Source organism: Planctomycetaceae bacterium, assembly GCA_041398825.1.
In the GTDB taxonomy this organism is placed as follows: domain Bacteria; phylum Planctomycetota; class Planctomycetia; order Planctomycetales; family Planctomycetaceae; genus F1-80-MAGs062.
In genome coordinates, this window is record JAWKTX010000001.1 from 864,389 (window position 1) to 881,784 (window position 17,396).

Below are 17,396 nucleotides of genomic sequence, written 5' to 3' on the forward strand. Positions count from 1 at the left end.
ACGCAGCGCGAGAAGACTGAAGTTTGGAATTCCGGGCATGGCCGGGTTCGACTCTGGAAGTTGCTGTCTGCACGACTCAGGGGATTGTTTCTGCAGTGATCCTCAGATCATAGGCTGGCTATATCCGATAACCATCAGTCTATCGACATCAGTCACGAACACAATTGCTCGACGAAGAAACGGATCCACGCAACAAAACGGGCCACAGTCAATCTGTGGCCCGTCATGATCGCTGATTGGATCTCACGCCAAAGGCATTAGCCTTCAGGGCTCTGAATCTTCACTCGCTTGCGAACGTCAGTTTCCAGAACTCCGAATGCCTGTTCGTGACGCTGCAACGCCATGGAGAGGGCACTCCACAGACGCTTGGCTGTGAAGTGATTCAGGATGATTCGCTGATTGACCTTTACGTCAACCTTGCCAGTTGCGTATGGCGTTGGGTTGAGACCAAGGTCCAGAATCAGTTCTTCCGGAGTACTTGAAACTCGGCAGAAGTTCGCGTAACCAGCGTTCGCGCCAGAATCATCGACCACAACTTCCTGAACCTGCTGCTGTTGCTGTGGTGCTTCAGACGCTGGTGTACCTTCATTTGCTTCGCTCACCGATTTTACTCCCATTCACTTTTTCTGAAATTCAACAGGCCCGAATCATTCAGTTTGAGTGGTTCAAAGCCGACATTCTCGCAACGAGTTAAGGACGCCTCGCGTCACCCGCTTATATCAGGATGACGAAATTCCGGCAATATCTTCAGTTTTTTTGTAGTGGATCTTTGTAAGCTTGCCCTGGGGGTTTTGGTTAACTGGTGTGTTTGGCTGGAATAGGGGCGGGTTATCGCATTGCGAGGCCGGTGAGTCCCAGGACGAGGGCCAGGATCCAGAATGAGCCGACGATCTTTCGCTCCGCGACGCCCCGGAAAACAAAATGATTGTGCAAAGGGCTGCATAGAAGGAGCCTGTTGCGAGTCTTCTTGTACCATGCTACCTGTGCGATAACGCTAACGGTTTCCAGAACAAAGACGCCTCCCACGAACGCATAAAGGAATTCACGCCCGCTCACGATCGCCGCAAACCCGAGGATAAATCCGGCCGGCAAAGCGCCGGTGTCGCCCATGAACAGGCGTGCTGGATGACGGTTGAACTGCAGGAAACCCAACATTGCTCCTGCCAGAGAAGCGGACACGATCGAGAACTCGGCACTTTGAGGTCCAAGTCGGCATATTTCGGGTGAAATCCTTGCTGCATTCGCGCAACTGAGGCAAATGATTGCCAAAACGGTTGCTGAAACAACAGAACAACCGGCTGCGAGGCCATCCAGTCCGTCAGTCAGGTTTACGGCATTCATCGAGCCCACAAGAACGAAGGCGATCCAGGCAATCTCTGCCCATGCGGAGGGCAGGCTGATGGAAGAGTGTTCTGCGATTGCGATACCGCACACAATGGCGCAGACCGCTTCGATGATGAGCCGCAGTTTTCCAGAGACACCCTTCTTCTGCAATTTCGCTTTCGAAAAGTCGTCAGCGGCTCCAAGAAACATCATGGCCAGCGTGGCTGGCAATCCAATCCGAACGGGGGCCGACTTCAAATCTGCCCAAATCAGGCACGAGATTGTCAGGGCGAAAACAATGAGCAGCCCTCCCATTGTCGGCGTTCCCTGCTTTGCGGCATGGCGTCTGTTCAATTCTACCGAATCACTGACCACCCGTTCTCTCAGGTTTTTTGCCAGAAACTCAACGGTCGTGTTCCCCGCGAGCAGAACCACACCACAAGCAGTGGCCGCGGCGGCGGCAGATCGAACAGTTAACGTGAATTCAGGCAGTGGCATGAGATCGCTGCTGGTGGTCGATGTTGTGGTTGGGTGTTCGGGCGGCTGTCAGGATGGGATCCGATTCGCGACTGGCTTGTGTTGGTGCTTGTGAAACTTCAGAATCAAGGCAAAATATACGGTCTCTGAGAGACTTTCGGGAAAATCAAACCGGATGGTTCAGCGAAGGATCGATGCTTCGGGAAAGCCGGCTGATCGGTTTCTGCTGACACCGGGTGTGATGCAGGTTTGATTTTCAACGGATAATGAGCGGGGGACCTGATCTTTTGTCGACCAATAGTTCGGCCTGCGTGTATTTTGTGCTTTCTGCCGTCATATTTGAATCAATGGAATTCGGCAGAGCGTCCGGAATTGCTCAGGCAGAAAACTCGGCGTGACCGGGCGCTGAGTCTGACGGATTTACTGTTTTTCTGGTGGTGTTGAACAAGGTGAGTGCTTTCTGATGACATCTCACCCAAGACTGAATCGATTGTGTAACAGTGTTCTGCGTGTTTGTACTCAAAATCAACGTCCGCAATGCTCGATGGATACACGGTTTGTTGTTCCTGGGTGAGGGGATCAAGCTGCAATGGTCTGGCGGATCGCTTCTTCTAATCTGTGGAGATAATCATGGCTGACTGGCTCGAACGGTTTGTCGACGACGGGACGATCGGTGAATCGCAGCTCGAAGAAGCGCGAAGCATGGCTGCCAACCTGGGGATTCCGACAGAAGACGCTCTTGTGCGCCTTGGTTATATCTCTGGGGCGGACCTGGGACGGGCACAGGCTGCCGAGTTCAACTACGAATATGTTGAACTGGAGGGTCTGCAGATTCCCAACAGCATCATCGAGATGGTGACGGAGTCGATGGCCCGAGAGAATGTTGTCATTCCGACGGATATTGACGGTGATGCTGTCGTCATTGCGATGTCGAATCCCAACAATATTGAGGTTCTTGACAAGTTGCGGTTTGTTTTGAATCGGGAGATTAAGCCTGTGATGGCCCCGCTGGAGTCGATTCAGGGGGCAATCAACCGTCACTATGGGCAATCCGAAACCGAATCTGTGGACTCCATGATCAGTGAATTCACTGAAACCCAGATTGACTTCACAAAGACGGAGGCTGCTCAGGCGTTAGCGGGCGACGAGGATGACAGTGCTCCAATCATTCGATTGGCAAATCTGATCATCTCGGAAGCCGTCGCGATGCGGGCGAGCGACATTCATATTGAGCCGTTTGAGGATCGGGTGCGTATTCGCTACCGAATCGACGGCGTGTTGATGGAACGTGATAGTCCTCCACGTCGACTGCTGGCTGCACTGGTTTCGCGTTTCAAGATTATGGCCAGAATGGATATCGCGGAGAAACGCCGACCTCAGGACGGCCGAATCAAGACGCGATCCGGCTCCAAGGAGTTCGACCTGCGCGTGTCGATTCTTCCGACGAACCATGGCCAGGCGGTGGTCATGCGTATCCTTGATCGTGACAACATCAAGGTGGGCATTCGGAACCTGGGGTTTGGAGAGGATAACTATCGAACCTTTCAGAACATCATTCGTCGCCCGAACGGGATCTTTCTTGTGACCGGTCCAACGGGAAGCGGAAAGACGACGACGCTGTACAGTGCTTTGGGTGAACTGAACCGTCCCGACCGAAAGATCATCACAGCGGAGGACCCGGTTGAGTACTACCTGCCCGGGATCAATCAGGTGGAGGTGAAGCACAGTATCGGCCTGGACTTCGCTCGAATCATCAAGGCGATGCTCCGTCAGGCACCGAACGTGATCCTTGTTGGGGAAATTCGAGATACCGAGACCGGTGAGATGGCAATTCAGGCAAGTTTAACTGGACACTTGGTTTTTAGTACGCTGCATACGAACGACGCGCCCGGAGCTATTACGCGCCTGATTGACATGGGGGTCCAGCCATTTCTGGTCGCATGTTCACTAATGGCGGTTCTGGCTCAGCGTCTGGTGCGGGTGGTTTGTGTGAAATGCAAGGAGCCGTACCAACCAACTCCTGAGGAGGTTGAGAGCTTCAATATCACTCCGGAGGAATTGGAAGAGGGGCAGTGGGTTCGTGGTCGTGGGTGCCCTAACTGCAAGCATACAGGCTACAAGGGTCGCCGAGCGGTGTTCGAATTGATGACGATGAACACAACTTTGCGAGAGATGGCTTTCAATAGCGAGCCGGCCCAGAACATTCGCCGTCAGGCCAGATTGCTGGGCATGAGTACACTTGTTGAGGATGCAAAGGACAAAGCGTACGAAGGCATGACTTCGCTGTCAGAGGTGCTGAAACTTTCGAAGGGTGGCCATTGATTTTGTCCGGAAATTTGATGAGGAGCACCAATCCGGCAAAGATGTCAGTGCGGACGGGACGCGGATCTGATTTTTTCGCCGCGTGCTGTTCCTCTCTTCGACGCCTATCGGTCTTACATCACAACCCGCAGTTCTTTTGGGTTTTATTCCTTTCGTGTTCACCCTCGGGCGTCGCATCGATCCACTCTGCTTTCGGCAGTTTTTATAGTTCACTGTTTCTGTTCTTACATCGTTGTTTCTCAGGGAGTCTGAGGCTCACTACGGCTTCAGTTGGGAAGTCGGTGCGCCGTTTTTGACGGGCTGACGACGGCACGATGTTGGAATTTCTGGTGAGCGGGGTGGGGTTGTTGCGAATACGGAGAGATTTATGCGTTCATTTCAGATCGACAAATTGCTTGAGACGGTTGTCAAAGAGCGAGTCAGCGATCTTCATATTACTGTCGGCCAGCCTCCCGTCGTACGCATGGGCGGGCACATGGTGCGTCTGGAAACGCGGACGCTGGATGCCGAAGACACGTCCAACCTGATGAAGAGCATCACTCCGGAACGCAACCAGCAGGAGCTTCAGGAGCGGGGCGGGACGGACTTTGGTTTCGCCTTCGGGGATAAAGCCCGGTTTCGTGTGGCTGTCTTCAAACAGCGCGGCATGATCGGGATGGTGTTGCGGCGAATTCCCAATGAATTTTTGACGTTCGAGCAGCTGGGGCTGCCGCCTGTCATTCGGGATTTGATTCAGCGTCCTCGCGGATTGTTTCTGGTCACGGGGCCGACGGGGTCAGGAAAGACCACCAGTCTGGCGAGCATGATCAACTGGATGAACCATAACATGGATCATCACATCATCACGCTGGAAGACCCGATCGAGTACTACCACGACCATCATAAATCCACGATCAACCAGCGTGAAATTGGAGTGGACGTTCCGAGTTTCCCGGAAGCCCTCCGGCGGGCGTTGCGTATGGACCCCGACGTGATTCTGGTGGGGGAAATGCGTGACCTGGAAACCATTTCTGCGGCCATTACGGCTGCTGAGACCGGGCACGTTGTCTTCGGTACTCTGCATACAACGGGTGCACAGGGGACGGTTGACCGTATCATCGACGTGTTTCCAACGAATCAGCAGGAACAGATTCGTACTCAGCTCGCGAATGCGATCATCGGGATTCTGAGCCAGGCGCTCCTGCCTCGTAAACCCAAGGGTCTTGTGGCGGCTTATGAAATGCTTGTGGTGACCCCCGCGATTTCCAACCTGATTCGTGAGGGCAAGACATTCCGAATCAATTCGTCCATTCAGACCGGGCGTAAATTCGGGATGATTCTGCTGGATGATTCCTTATTCAACCTGTGGAAGAACGGGCTCTGTGAAGAACGTGATGTGATCGCGAAATCAAACAACCCTGGTGAATTGCGAGCTCGTATTGAGCGTGCGAAACGCGGCGTGTTTGATGATGACGAAGATGATGATGACGATGACGAGTGAGATTCTGTCGTTCGCAGGGGAACCGAACGGTCGGGCTGCTGCCTGATCGCGGCAGGAAATTTCTACGACGCAAGACAAATGGTTGCTACCTATGGCACAGCGTAAGCTTGGACAAATTCTGATTGACCTCGGCTACATCGATGATGATCAGCTGTGGGATATTCTTGAAGAGCAGAAGGCAAGCCCTGGTCAGGTCATTGGTCAGGTGGCTGTCCGGATGGGACTGGTCACTCAGGCTCAGGTTACAGAGGCGCTTGCGCAGCAATGGGGAATGCCTGTTGTCAATCTGGAGGAGACGAATGTCGCCTCCAATGTTCTGGAGCTGGTTCCGCAGGCGATGGCAGAGATCTACAAGATTATGCCTGTTTCGCTGAAGAACAACGTGCTGACGGTCGCCATGGCTGACCCGCAGAACGTGGCCACGCTGGACGACCTTCGCAACTTGTTGAATCTGGAAATTCGCGGAGCTGTTTCGTCGCAGTCGGATGTCGATGCCGCCATCACCCGGTATTACGCCGAACGTGAAGAATCCATCGAAGATGTCATCGGCGAACTGAAGAGTGAGGAAGATGACGACAAACGCGTCAGGGGATACGACCTGGCGTCGGCCGAGGAGATGTCGGATTCGGCTCCGATCAAGAAGCTGTTGAATATGGTGATGTTGCTGGCCATTCGTGATCAGGCGAGCGATATCCATTTCGAACCGTTCGAAGATGAATTCAAGATCCGTGTCAAAGCAGACGGAGTGCTTTATGAAATGGTGCCTCCGCCTCGCCATCTTGCCAATGCGATCGTGTCGCGCATCAAGGTCATGTCCAATCTGGACATCGCCGAACGCCGAGTTCCTCAGGACGGGCGAATTGAGCTGAATGTGGGCGGGAACGCTGTCGACCTTCGCGTTTCCGTTCTGCCGACATTGTTCGGTGAATCTGTGGTGATGCGAGTTCTGGACCGGACTGTTGTTGCGCTGGACCTGAACAAGATCGGGATGGATGCATTAACGCTGAGCCGTTTCCGAAAGATCATTACCCGACCAAACGGCATCATGCTGGTGACTGGTCCAACGGGTAGTGGAAAGACGACAACGCTTTATTCTGCGTTAAACGAATTGAACGATATTGGCACGAAGATCATTACCAGCGAAGACCCGATCGAGTACGACATCGATGGCATTGTTCAGGTCCCGGTGAATCCGGATTTGGGCGTGACATTCGCGAGTATTCTGCGTGCCATCCTGCGTCACGACCCGGACAAGATTCTGGTGGGAGAAATTCGAGACTATGAAACAGCAGAAATTGCTGTGCAGAGTTCACTGACGGGGCACCTGGTATTCAGCACATTGCACACGAACGATGCCCCGAGTGCGATCACGCGACTGCGGGACATGGGAGTTCCGGCGTTTCTGATCACCGCGACCGTGGAGGCCATCCTGGCACAACGGCTGGTGCGTCGAATCTGTTCGGAATGTCGAACTCAGTTTGAGCCTTCGGATGAACTCCTGATGGAACTTCAGCTGCCCTTGAAGACGGCACGCAAGTACAAGTTCTATTACGGCAAAGGTTGTGCAAGATGCAACAATGCCGGCTACAAGGGGCGAATCGGAATTTACGAATTGCTTGAGGTCACCGACGAGATTCGTGACATGGTCGGTTCAGAAGCTTCGGCAGATGATATTCGGGATATGGCTCGTTCGCAGGGGATGACGACGCTGCGTGAAGCGGGTTTGAAACTGATCTTCGACGGACTCACAACGATCGATGAGATCGTTCGCGAAACCATTATGGAAGACGTGGAATAGCTGTGTGTGTTGTTTTGCTGCAGCAGAAACATACACGCTGCAGCAGACGCTATAGATGAGACACACTTATTGTGTCTAACTGGCAGTATGTAAACACTTTAGGGATTATTTGAAATTCCGGCGCGTCCTTTGCTTCTCTGTTCTGGTTGCAATACATCCTGTTGATGAATTGCTGAGTTTCGGAGTTGCTGGGTGTTGTCGGGGCGAGTGCCTCGACAGTTGCCGAAACTTTCGGGAGAGAACGGTATGCCAACCTTCACTTATGAAGCAATGGACAGTTCGGGTCTTGAAGTGAAAGACTCGATCGAGGCGCCGTCGGAGGCCGAAGCCCAGACGATGATTCGCGAAAAGGGCTTCTATGTTACGAAGATTCGCGAAAAAGAAAGAAAGAAGAAGTCGACTCCCGCCAAGAAGGGCAAGTCGACTCAGAAGCAGGGCAAGACATTCACGCTTGGCGGTGTGAAGCCCAAACTGCTTTGTACATTCACGCGTCAGTTGTCGACGCTGCAGGATGCGGGGTTGCCAATCCTTCGAAGTCTGCGCATTCTCGAAGGCCAGTGTAAGCCTGGTGCGCTAAGGAATGCATTGATCGATGTTGTGGAAGACATCGAGGGCGGCAATACGTTGTCAGAGGCGATGGCAAAGCAGCCGAAGGCCTTTGATAATCTTTACGTCAACATGGTGCGGGCTGGTGAGGCCGGCGGTGCGCTGGAAGTGATTCTTCAGCGTCTGGCTGAATTCAAAGAGAAGGCTCAGTCCCTGAAGCGAAAGATCGTTGGTGCCATGATCTATCCCGCGGCGGTGATCACCGTCGCTGTGGGGATTGTGTCGTTCATCATGATGTTCATTATTCCGAAGTTCAAAAAGATCTTCGAAGACTTCGACACAGATCTGCCAGCCATGACGGTGATGCTGATCGATATGTCTGACTGGATGATGGACTACTGGTACTTTCTGATCGTGGGGCCTTTGAGTTTCTTCATCTTCATCAAGATTGTGAAGAAGAACAAGACGGGAGCGTACGTGGTCGACTGGTGTTCGTTACGGATACCGCTTGTCGGGAAGATCCTGCATATCGGCACGATCGCCCGAGTGACCCGAACTCTGGGAACGTTGATCGCTTCTGGTGTTCCCATTCTTGAAGGGCTCATCATCTCCAGAGATACCGCTGGCAATGCGGTGTTTGTGAGAGCATTTGACAATATCTATGCGGCGATTCGCGAAGGGGAAACCATTGCTGTTCCGCTGAAGGAATCGAAGATCGTTGATGACCTTGTGGTCAACATGGTGGACGTTGGTGAAGAGACTGGTGCTCTGGACGACATGCTCTACAAGGTTGCGGACGTCTACGACGAAGAAGTGGAAGTCAGGGTTGAAAGTCTTGTGAGCCTGCTGGAACCGATCATGGTTGTTGTGTTGGGCTTGATCGTCGGCTTTATCGTAATCGCCCTGTTCCTTCCGCTGATCAAGCTGTTGAACGACCTGGCATAGAGAGTGTGTTCAGATGGGGCCGCGTGGGTTTTGGCTTTCGTCATTCCCGGATGGTGCAGATCTGAAAACTGGTACTAACCTTTGTCCTGGATGCAGAACAATGAGACGCCTGACAAAAAAAACAAACCGGCCAGAACGCCGATCCGGCTTTTCGCTGATTGAGCTGATGGTTGTTATCGTGATCCTTGGCATTCTCATTGCCTTGCTGGTTCCGGCAATCAGTGGTGCGAGGCGAGCGGCTCGTGTTGCTGAAGTCGTTGCGGATATCACCAGACTTGAAACGGCCATCTCGAAGTTCAAGTCTGATTTTGGGGGACTTGAACCGTGGGACTTCATCCTGTTCGATGAATCGGGTGGTTGGGCAAGCGCGTCACCAGCGATCGATAAGCAGCTGAAGGATTCGCGGAGTCGCCTGCGTCGACTTTGGTCGCAATTCCCATTCGGAGCTGCGGACCTGAACAACGATGGGGATACGACTGACCTGATTGAACTCAGTGGTTCTGAGTGTCTCGTGTTTTTCCTGGGTGGCGTTCCTTCAGGTGGGGATGTTGTGGGTTTTTCGGCAAATCCCCTCGCCCCGTTTTCAACGACCAGCACCTCGCGAACACCACGCTACATGGATTTTAGTGTTGGTCGACTGGTCGATCAGGATGCGGATGGCATGTTCGAGTACCTGGATCCTATCGCTGACCAGAAGCAACCCTATCACTACGCTTCCAGTAATAACGGTCAGGGTTATTCGCCACTGATCGGGCATTATCTGGACGGTAACCTGAAACCGTGGAATCGCGATTCGCACCAGATTATTTCACCAGGTTTTGATGGTGATTTTGGTCCTGCGACACCGATCACACCGACCTATGCCCCGGGCGATGAGCTGAGCGGAAATCGAGTCACAGAAGCCGACAACATCGCCAATTTCAGCAATGGTACGCTGAACTAGTTGGCCACGGTTCTTCACTGAGTCTTTGTGTAAAAACTGAGGGTTCCGGCAATGACAATTCAAAAACAACATCATCATCGGCGAGGTGCCTACACGCTGATCGAACTGTTGATGGTTGTTGCCGTCGTTTCGATCCTGATTGCTTTGTCTGTAATGGCCATGCAGGGGGTGACAACGCAGGCTCAGGTCGAAGCGACCAAGGTGACTGTCGCAAAGATTAATCGATTGATGGAGCAACGAATGCTTGCCTTTGATCGGGCCTTTAAAGGCTCCCGAAGGCAGGGCTACATCCTGGGAACGCTTGGCCTTCTGAAAACGAATGCGAGTGCCAAATTCGACTATTTTGTTTCGCATCCGGATGAGGTGCCTCCGGAAATTGTTGCACTGGCCCGGAAGGCTGCCTTCCGTTTCGAGTTTCCACAGCGAATGGTGGAACTGACCGTGGGTGGAGGTGATGCTGATTCGGACGGAATTCCGGACGTCATTTTCAATCTGCTTCAGAATGCCGCCAGGAAGAACCTGAATGACGGCGATCCAGCACGCGGGTTGACTCCCAATCCATCGCCAACCGCTTTGCAGATCGCGGACGAAGTGCGCATGTATCTCTGGCCAAAGCACCTGCAGCATGAAGTCGCTGTGAACACCGTGACCGGGGGCGTGACGGCAGGGGCATCTGTGGATGGATTGCATTCCACGGAAAGTGCTGAGCTGCTGTACTTCTTTCTGATCGAATCGGGAACGTTCGGAGCGTCTCCCGTTGATGCTGATTCCTTTAAGTCTTCAGAGATTGCAGACACCGATGGTGATGGGCTGATGGAGTTTGTTGATGGCTGGGGACAACCACTGCGATACTATCGCTGGCCGACTCGGCTTGTTGACCCGGATGCTCCCAACCCGTTTGTTCCAAATTTTGCGACAGTGAACGATCCGACCGAGGTCGACCTGACGCCCAATGATATCAGTGATGCAGGTGGGGCCGGTTTGCGTCGCGTGACGGGCTATGAACGCGAACTTGCTGAAGTCATTCTGAAGGGCTTGCCGCCCACTCCGAGTGCAATTGGCACGTCAACTCCCCGTGATGTCCTGTTGATTGATCCCGACGATCCCGTGGGACTGTTGTATACATTTCTTGAAAACCCCAAATACATCGCTCTGGGGGTGAATGTGGCCGGCGAATTCAACGAAGTGAATTATCACACGCCTGATACATACCATGCACCACTGATTGTATCCGCCGGGCCAGATGGGTTACTTGGCTTGCGGGAGCCCAATGATGTGGATGGTCCCAATGGCGTGTTTGGAAATCTGGCCCAATACGCCGGAACAAATTGTATGGTAGGTCCGATTGATCCCAACCTTGTGGCAGGCTGTGTCGATCAGCTGTTCGATAATATCTCGAGCCGTAACCGACGAGCGGGAGGTCGCCGATGAGACACTTACCCGCACACATAATTCCTGCCAGAAGGATGCTCGCCGGCAGGCCGCATCGTGCAGGTTTCACGCTGGTTGAGTTGCTGGTTGTGATTACCATCATGCTCATTCTGCTGGGGATCACCGTTGCCGGCATCAACTACTCTCGAACCGGTGATAAGGTGAGTTCCGCTGCCCGTCAGGTTCAGTCGTTTCTGGCGGGAGCCCGCGATCGAGCCATTCATGCTGATGAAGCCCGCGGTGTTCGCTTATTTATCGAACAGAGTCTGGGAGGATCCCCTGCAGCGTTGAGGACCGTGACGACAATGGCGTACATAGCGCCAGGCGGAACGTGGGAAGCTCCTCGCGATAGCGCGAAGATTCAACTGGAACGAGTCGATGGCAACAGCGACGGAGACTATGAAGACGCTGTCGATCTGGTCACGATCGTTCGCGGATTTAACAATCCGGGCTGGTGGAATCTGAAACGGCGTGGACTGCTTGTCGACGGGATGAGGATTCGAATTCCTGCGGGACCCTCAGGCAACTGGTATCCGCTGACGACGGGCAATGCGACGACCAATCCAACGCTGGATGTGACGCAGCCCCCACCTGACCAGCAGCTGCTGTTGCTGCAGATTCCGTATGCAGATGCCGGTGACGCTGGCCAGCTGGTGGCCCATCGCGATCTTACCTACGAAATTGAACTGCCCACCAGAATGCTTCCGCAGGATCCTTCTATCCTGCCCGACGGAGTCGTGATCGACCTTGACGGGTCCAAGGTGCCCAGCGTGTGGAGACCCACCGCAGCCACGGGTAGCGTGTATTCCGGCTACATGGACGTAATGTTTTCTCCTCGAGGTTCAGTGATCGGAGATGCAGCCGGCGTCGGAGTTCTGCACTTCGCATCATGACGCAGAAGACGCGTTGTTCATCAAAGAACAATGGGTCAGCGCCGAGCAACCTGAGTGCGTTTGATGCGGCGGTGGCAGCGGGTACGCCGTTCATTCCAATGGATGAAATCAATCCGACATTGACTGACCAGACCTGGATCGCTTCGACGGATATTTACAAAGTGAAGGAGCGGCGACTGGTGAGTGTCTTCAGTCAGACGGGGAATATCTCAGTGCACAAGGTAAACGCCTACATCGGAGCGGATGGAGCGTCGCCGGATAACAACGGAGGTATTGCCGACGGCATTGCTGATGATCCGTACTACTTTGCAGAGACGGGTGAGGTGGCGAAATGAAGAAGATCCATTCATCGCACCGCATGTCTGTCGTCGACGGTCGCAAAGGCGTGACCCTGGTGGAAGTTCTGATGTCGCTGATGATCATGAGCATCGGCGTCAGTGCCGTGGCCGTGCTCTTTCCGATATCGATGCTGCGAAGCCTTCGCGCGACTCAGATGACGAACGGTGCGATCCTCACGCACAGCGTGAACGCACTGCTGGATTTCCAGCCCCATCTGATTTTCGACCCTGATCACGACACTGACTTCGCAGAACATTTTCAGAACCGAGCCACGCGAAACTACATCGTGGATCCCGGTACGTTTTATACCCTGGCCGCTGACGGAAATGCACTAGCGACGGTGTTTGGGAACGATCCTACGGGCACGTTAACTCAGGGTTTTGTCCCTCGGTTCGGGGGCGGCCTTCAAACGCTGACAGGTCGAACGGCTGAAGGCCCAGCGCCAACGGCTACTACAGCAGACCTGCAGGCATTGAAGCTTGCGGCACAGGCTTTGTCTGGCCAGGGCGATGGATGGACGGAAATTCTTCAGGGGGTTCCTGATGCGGTGACAGCGACCGCTTTGACGATGCCTGCAGGCACCGACTTGTCAGCTGTGCCAACATCGCAGTTACTGATGCCGTTTTCCGGGACGGTTCCGCTGGTCCGGGACCCCGAGAACTTTCGCGTGCTGTTGTACGATGATACGGGCAAGTTCAGTCAGGCATTCCCTTTGACGGGCGTTTCGGGACTGATCGTGACTGGTCCGAAGATCTGAATGGCAGTAATGGTCTGGATGCCGGGGAAGATTTTAATGGCAACGGCGTTCTTGATCTCGTGCTTTGCCCGTTGAGTTTTATACGAACAGGATCACTAATCCGCCCGTCGTTTCCCGGGTGGTGATTCAGGCTCGCAGAGTCTCTGATTTCAGCTGGATGTTAACGGTTCGCCGACGTGGTGACGGCGGCTTTCTTCGAGAAAGTGCTGATATCGTCGTTCGGTTCGAGTGATGGTGCGGACACCAATAATGAACGAATCTTCCCCGCAACCTTCATCCGCGGAAGTCAATTCGTGGGAGTGAAGGTTGGAGCTGATGGTGTGGAACCAAAAATTCGCAAAGGGAGATTCATTTTCGATGGCGTCAACGCGCAGTGGTATCGGGTGCGCATGCAATGTGCAGGAGAAAAGTCTGCTGAGCCCATCGACTTCTTTCTGGGCCAGCTATGACTATCCTGGAGCTGGAGTCAGATGCTGTTGCCAGCGGCACGGCAGCGATGCGATGGATGCACCGGTGACCCCAGGCGACGCCGTTGGATGGCAGCGATATGTCGTCTATGGCAGGTGCGATGTTTCCACCCGGAATCGTGGATGTTTACCCAGCTGGTTACCGTTCGTTTCCGAGACTGCTGATTAGTTTGTCGGCCTTGTGTAGGACTGTCTTCATGCACTCTTCAATGTGCCAGCAATCGGCTTATCGCCAGCCTGCATCCGTCGAGTAGACTCTGGTCGACAGGGTTTTACTCTGGTTGAAATGCTGGTCTCAGTTACGCTCGTCCTTTTGATGATGACGATGTTTGCCAGCATCTTTTCCATGGCAACAGACAGCGTCAGCAAGCAAGGATCGCTGAAAACGACCAGCGTGCCCGCACCGTTGTCAACATGCTGAAGTCGGACGTCGAAAACGCCGCTTCCGCAGAAGTTGTTCCGTACTACCCAGGTGAAGACTCCAACACATCAATCCCTGTGGGATCTTTTGGCAAACGCGGGGTTATCTGTATATCGAAAGTGCAACAATCCATCCTCAAGGTATCGTGACATCCCACCAGTTCGTGGTCAGTGCTGATCAACTTCAGCAGAACTCCGATCAGACGCCCTACTTTGGCGAGCCAAAATGTTGTACGATCAGTTGGCCGGGTGAATTCAATCGCTCGCTCCAGCATCGCTGCTTTATAACCCCAATCAACCGGATGCCGACGATGGAAGTATGTCGGTCAATCGGGATTGCTGCGTCAACCAGTGCCGAAGTTTCTTACTTCATGCGTGGGGGGGCTTTGTATCGTCGAGTGATGTTGCTGCGAGATCCGCTGAATGTTTCCGGGTGACGAGCTTGCCGTTAATCCAACAAGCAATGTTGCGAATAATCCGTTCCTGCTGAACGAGGAGATCTGGATCCGCGGACGCTGGCAGACGGTCTGGTTTGTTGGCAGTCGGGAGCCATCACGCTGGCGAATTTTCAGTTGAGCGGTGGCACCAGAAGCCCCAGCCGCCTGGAATGTCACACAATCCAGCGACTTCTGGGCTCACTTTGATCTTTCTGCGGTCCCGCTTGGTGCTGAGTGGTGGAACAAGCCCTTCCACCGGTTGCACGCTGGTCAGGGGAGATCGATGCGATTCCAACGACATCGGGCTCACTTCGCTTGGAAACCCGGTGATACTTGTTGGGGATTCAATTTCTATACCGGGCAATCCCGCGAACACATCAACGGCTGCTGGCGGTTTATTTATTGGTCGATTCCTGCGAAGCCGAAACATCCGACTGGCGATTTAACTGGCCCATGTCGGGTTCCCGAAGGAGCCGAATGCTTCGACCTTCACCGGAACATATCTGGTACAGGGAATCCCATGGATGTTGTGGGGACCCCGCTTCTGCACGAAGCCGAATGGAGTGTCCTCACAGTTTGATGGACTGGGGAACGCAGACATTGGTGGTTTGGGCCGAGGAGCGGTAATCGCTCTGTGGAAGACTTATTGCTGCCCAACGTTCACGAATTTCGAGTCGAGATCTGGGACGCACGTCTTAGGCGTACGTCGTCGCCGGTTGCAGCACAGTCAGTGGTACCAGGCCCGGAATCCGTTGGTGACTATCATATTCGTCGAAATCTGCAGGCCAACATTGGGGCAGAAATCGATTCGAATACGGTCCCCTGGCTCCGTATACACCGACAATACAAATCCGACCCAGCAACCTCACATTTTTGATACCTGGCACGGGATTTCGCGGCCGATTCCACGTTTGACAGGAATGGCGATACAGTCGCGCAGTTGCATGAGATTTCGCCACCGTACATCGCCTATCGATTTACTCCACCACTCCGCACCAAACGGTCCGACGCCTCCGCTGATTCCAAATCCTGCAGGATCGGAAATCAGCCGGGTTCAGATTTTCAATTCCAATCTGCCGCGTGACGAGAGACTGCAAAACCGCGGATATTGGACCGCCAACCAGTCTTACTCAGCTGCTAAGCGCGATTCGTCGGGCAATCAAACGTCTCCTGGCGACCTGGTATTTCCACAATGGAATGACTTGGGCTCGCCCGGCGATGAGATGTTTCAATACAACGAGATACCGGAACCAAGTTTAATCTTGCGTATCGCTGTGTTACTTCTGGGACAACAGCTGGCGGCTCAACCGACTCGCTGGCCAACGACTCCGGGGCAACGTATCACCGATGGAACCGTCCAATGGGAAGCCGGTGGATAATCGTCGGCCGTTGAGCTCTATTCGGGTCACAATTCGGTTTTCAGAGACAGCAGCGAACAGATGCGACAGGTCACACAATTCTGTCGCTCACTGATGACGAATAGCCGTCGATCGGCACTACTTCCTATCCGCAAACTCGTTCACGAGTTCCTCTCTGTTCTTACAGGGGCTGTGAAAATGAAAACGCATTACAACAACGAATCGGCGGAGTCCGGACGAACGGCAGGGAGTCTACACTGATCATCGTGCTGGCATTGCTGAGCATACTGGCGTTTCTGGGTATGGTGTTTTACACCATCCTCATCTGAACTGATTTCGTCGGAGTATTTCAACGAGTCGGCGAAGGATGTTGTCAGCAATCCCGGATGACCCGCTTCCGTTTGCGATGAAGCAACTGATTACGGGCCCTGAGGCTCGTGACAAGACCAGCATTTTGTACAGCCCGGTCACTCAGGAGCATCCGACAGCGCGTCATTCGCTGGTGACGAACATGGCTGGCAGCGATCTGGCTCCGTTTACCGGAAGTGGCGTCAGTCTGACTTATGTTGGTGGACTGCCGGTGGTTGACCAGAACTACGATGGAACAGCCGACACCTTTTCCCATCCGGCGCTTGTCCGCTGAACGTGGTCGACTCGCTGGCTGCACGGGGAAATGTGTCCAGTTGGACGACGCCAGTCAACGAGAACGCTTTCAGGCGGCTCGCAATTCTCTGCCGGAACCGGATGTGCCGTCGCCATATCCGGACCACAACAATTTGTTTCTGGCCTACGTGGCACAGGCGATACGTGACAATGGACCAGGTGCGGCCAGTAACATTCTGCGGTATGAACGCGTTCCCGTCGCTATCCCAAGCTTCGTACGCCCTGCTCTGTTGAAATCAAGCACCTCAAACGGCACTGGTGGTAATAACGCGATCACGGACTTCGACTGGTACAGCAGTACTGCATCCGGAATACAGGACGCGTTTGATGCGTCCTCATGCAACACACATTGCCGGCTTCAATGCAGCAGGGACACCCGTTCGACGTTACCTGGATGCAAACAACACGGCAGATGTTCCTGTGATTGCGTCCTTGCCCGGGGCAAGCGGGCCATTTCCTCTGCGGCCGGGACAAGGCGGAAACTCTGTCAATTTTGTAGCTTGGCTTGTGGACAGACGCACCGATCGATACGGCCAACCCGCCGAACGTTTCCGATGGCATCCCGGGGCAGTTCTCCGGCACATTTGAACTTGACGTTGACAACGATGGAGACGGTGTGAAGGAAGGGATCTGGATGGACCTGAATTACCCGTGGAGATTCGGTCAGACAACGTCCCATATATCACTCTGTTCTCATTCACCATTTACGATCTGGATTCTTTGATTGATTTGAATGTCCGCCTTAACATGTGCGATCCTCGCAATTCCGTTCTTTCGGCAAGCGTGGGATCGGGTAA

The 17,396-nt window shown here is 53.7% G+C and carries 13 protein-coding genes; 11 read left to right on the forward strand and 2 right to left on the reverse strand.

Annotated elements, in window-relative coordinates; all coding sequences use genetic code 11:
• Positions 1-257: 257 nt before the first annotated feature.
• Entirely contained in the window at positions 258-602 is a 345-nt protein-coding gene (locus R3C20_03080) for a DUF3467 domain-containing protein (GenBank protein MEZ6039462.1), read from the reverse strand.
• Positions 603-828: 226 nt separating this feature from the next.
• Positions 829-1,821, reverse strand: coding sequence for a phospho-N-acetylmuramoyl-pentapeptide-transferase (gene mraY / locus R3C20_03085; GenBank protein MEZ6039463.1), 993 nt, complete (start codon positions 1,819-1,821; stop codon positions 829-831).
• 609 nt (positions 1,822-2,430) lie between these two features.
• Between mraY and R3C20_03090 the strand changes: the two genes are divergently transcribed.
• From R3C20_03090 to R3C20_03140, 11 genes are all read left to right on the forward strand, one after another.
• Positions 2,431-4,122 (forward strand): GspE/PulE family protein, encoded by a 1,692-nt coding sequence (locus R3C20_03090; protein MEZ6039464.1) that lies wholly within the window; start codon positions 2,431-2,433, stop codon positions 4,120-4,122.
• Between the two features lie 367 nt (positions 4,123-4,489).
• Positions 4,490-5,602: a type IV pilus twitching motility protein PilT gene (locus R3C20_03095; protein ID MEZ6039465.1), complete on the forward strand. Its 1,113-nt coding sequence runs from the start codon at positions 4,490-4,492 to the stop codon at positions 5,600-5,602.
• 91 nt (positions 5,603-5,693) lie between these two features.
• Positions 5,694-7,400, forward strand: coding sequence for an ATPase, T2SS/T4P/T4SS family (locus tag R3C20_03100; protein MEZ6039466.1), 1,707 nt, complete (start codon positions 5,694-5,696; stop codon positions 7,398-7,400).
• A 246-nt stretch (positions 7,401-7,646) separates the two neighbouring features.
• Positions 7,647-8,891, forward strand: a complete 1,245-nt coding sequence (locus R3C20_03105; protein ID MEZ6039467.1) for a type II secretion system F family protein — start codon at positions 7,647-7,649, stop codon at positions 8,889-8,891.
• Between the two features lie 100 nt (positions 8,892-8,991).
• Positions 8,992-9,834: a prepilin-type N-terminal cleavage/methylation domain-containing protein gene (locus R3C20_03110; GenBank protein MEZ6039468.1), complete on the forward strand. Its 843-nt coding sequence runs from the start codon at positions 8,992-8,994 to the stop codon at positions 9,832-9,834.
• A 51-nt stretch (positions 9,835-9,885) separates the two neighbouring features.
• Entirely contained in the window at positions 9,886-11,265 is a 1,380-nt protein-coding gene (locus R3C20_03115) for a type II secretion system protein (GenBank protein MEZ6039469.1), read from the forward strand.
• Positions 11,262-12,158: a prepilin-type N-terminal cleavage/methylation domain-containing protein gene (locus tag R3C20_03120; GenBank protein ID MEZ6039470.1), complete on the forward strand. Its 897-nt coding sequence runs from the start codon at positions 11,262-11,264 to the stop codon at positions 12,156-12,158. The genes R3C20_03115 and R3C20_03120 overlap by 4 nt, the downstream gene beginning before the upstream one ends.
• A complete protein-coding gene (locus R3C20_03125; GenBank protein ID MEZ6039471.1) occupies positions 12,155-12,493 on the forward strand; it encodes a hypothetical protein in 339 nt (112 codons plus the stop codon). Before R3C20_03120 ends, R3C20_03125 begins: the two co-directional genes overlap by 4 nt.
• Positions 12,490-13,254, forward strand: a complete 765-nt coding sequence (locus tag R3C20_03130; protein MEZ6039472.1) for a prepilin-type N-terminal cleavage/methylation domain-containing protein — start codon at positions 12,490-12,492, stop codon at positions 13,252-13,254. Before R3C20_03125 ends, R3C20_03130 begins: the two co-directional genes overlap by 4 nt.
• 1,310 nt (positions 13,255-14,564) lie before the next feature.
• Entirely contained in the window at positions 14,565-14,717 is a 153-nt protein-coding gene (locus tag R3C20_03135) for a hypothetical protein (GenBank protein MEZ6039473.1), read from the forward strand.
• A 1,586-nt stretch (positions 14,718-16,303) separates the two neighbouring features.
• Positions 16,304-16,579 (forward strand): hypothetical protein, encoded by a 276-nt coding sequence (locus R3C20_03140; protein MEZ6039474.1) that lies wholly within the window; start codon positions 16,304-16,306, stop codon positions 16,577-16,579.
• Positions 16,580-17,396: the final 817 nt, after the last annotated feature.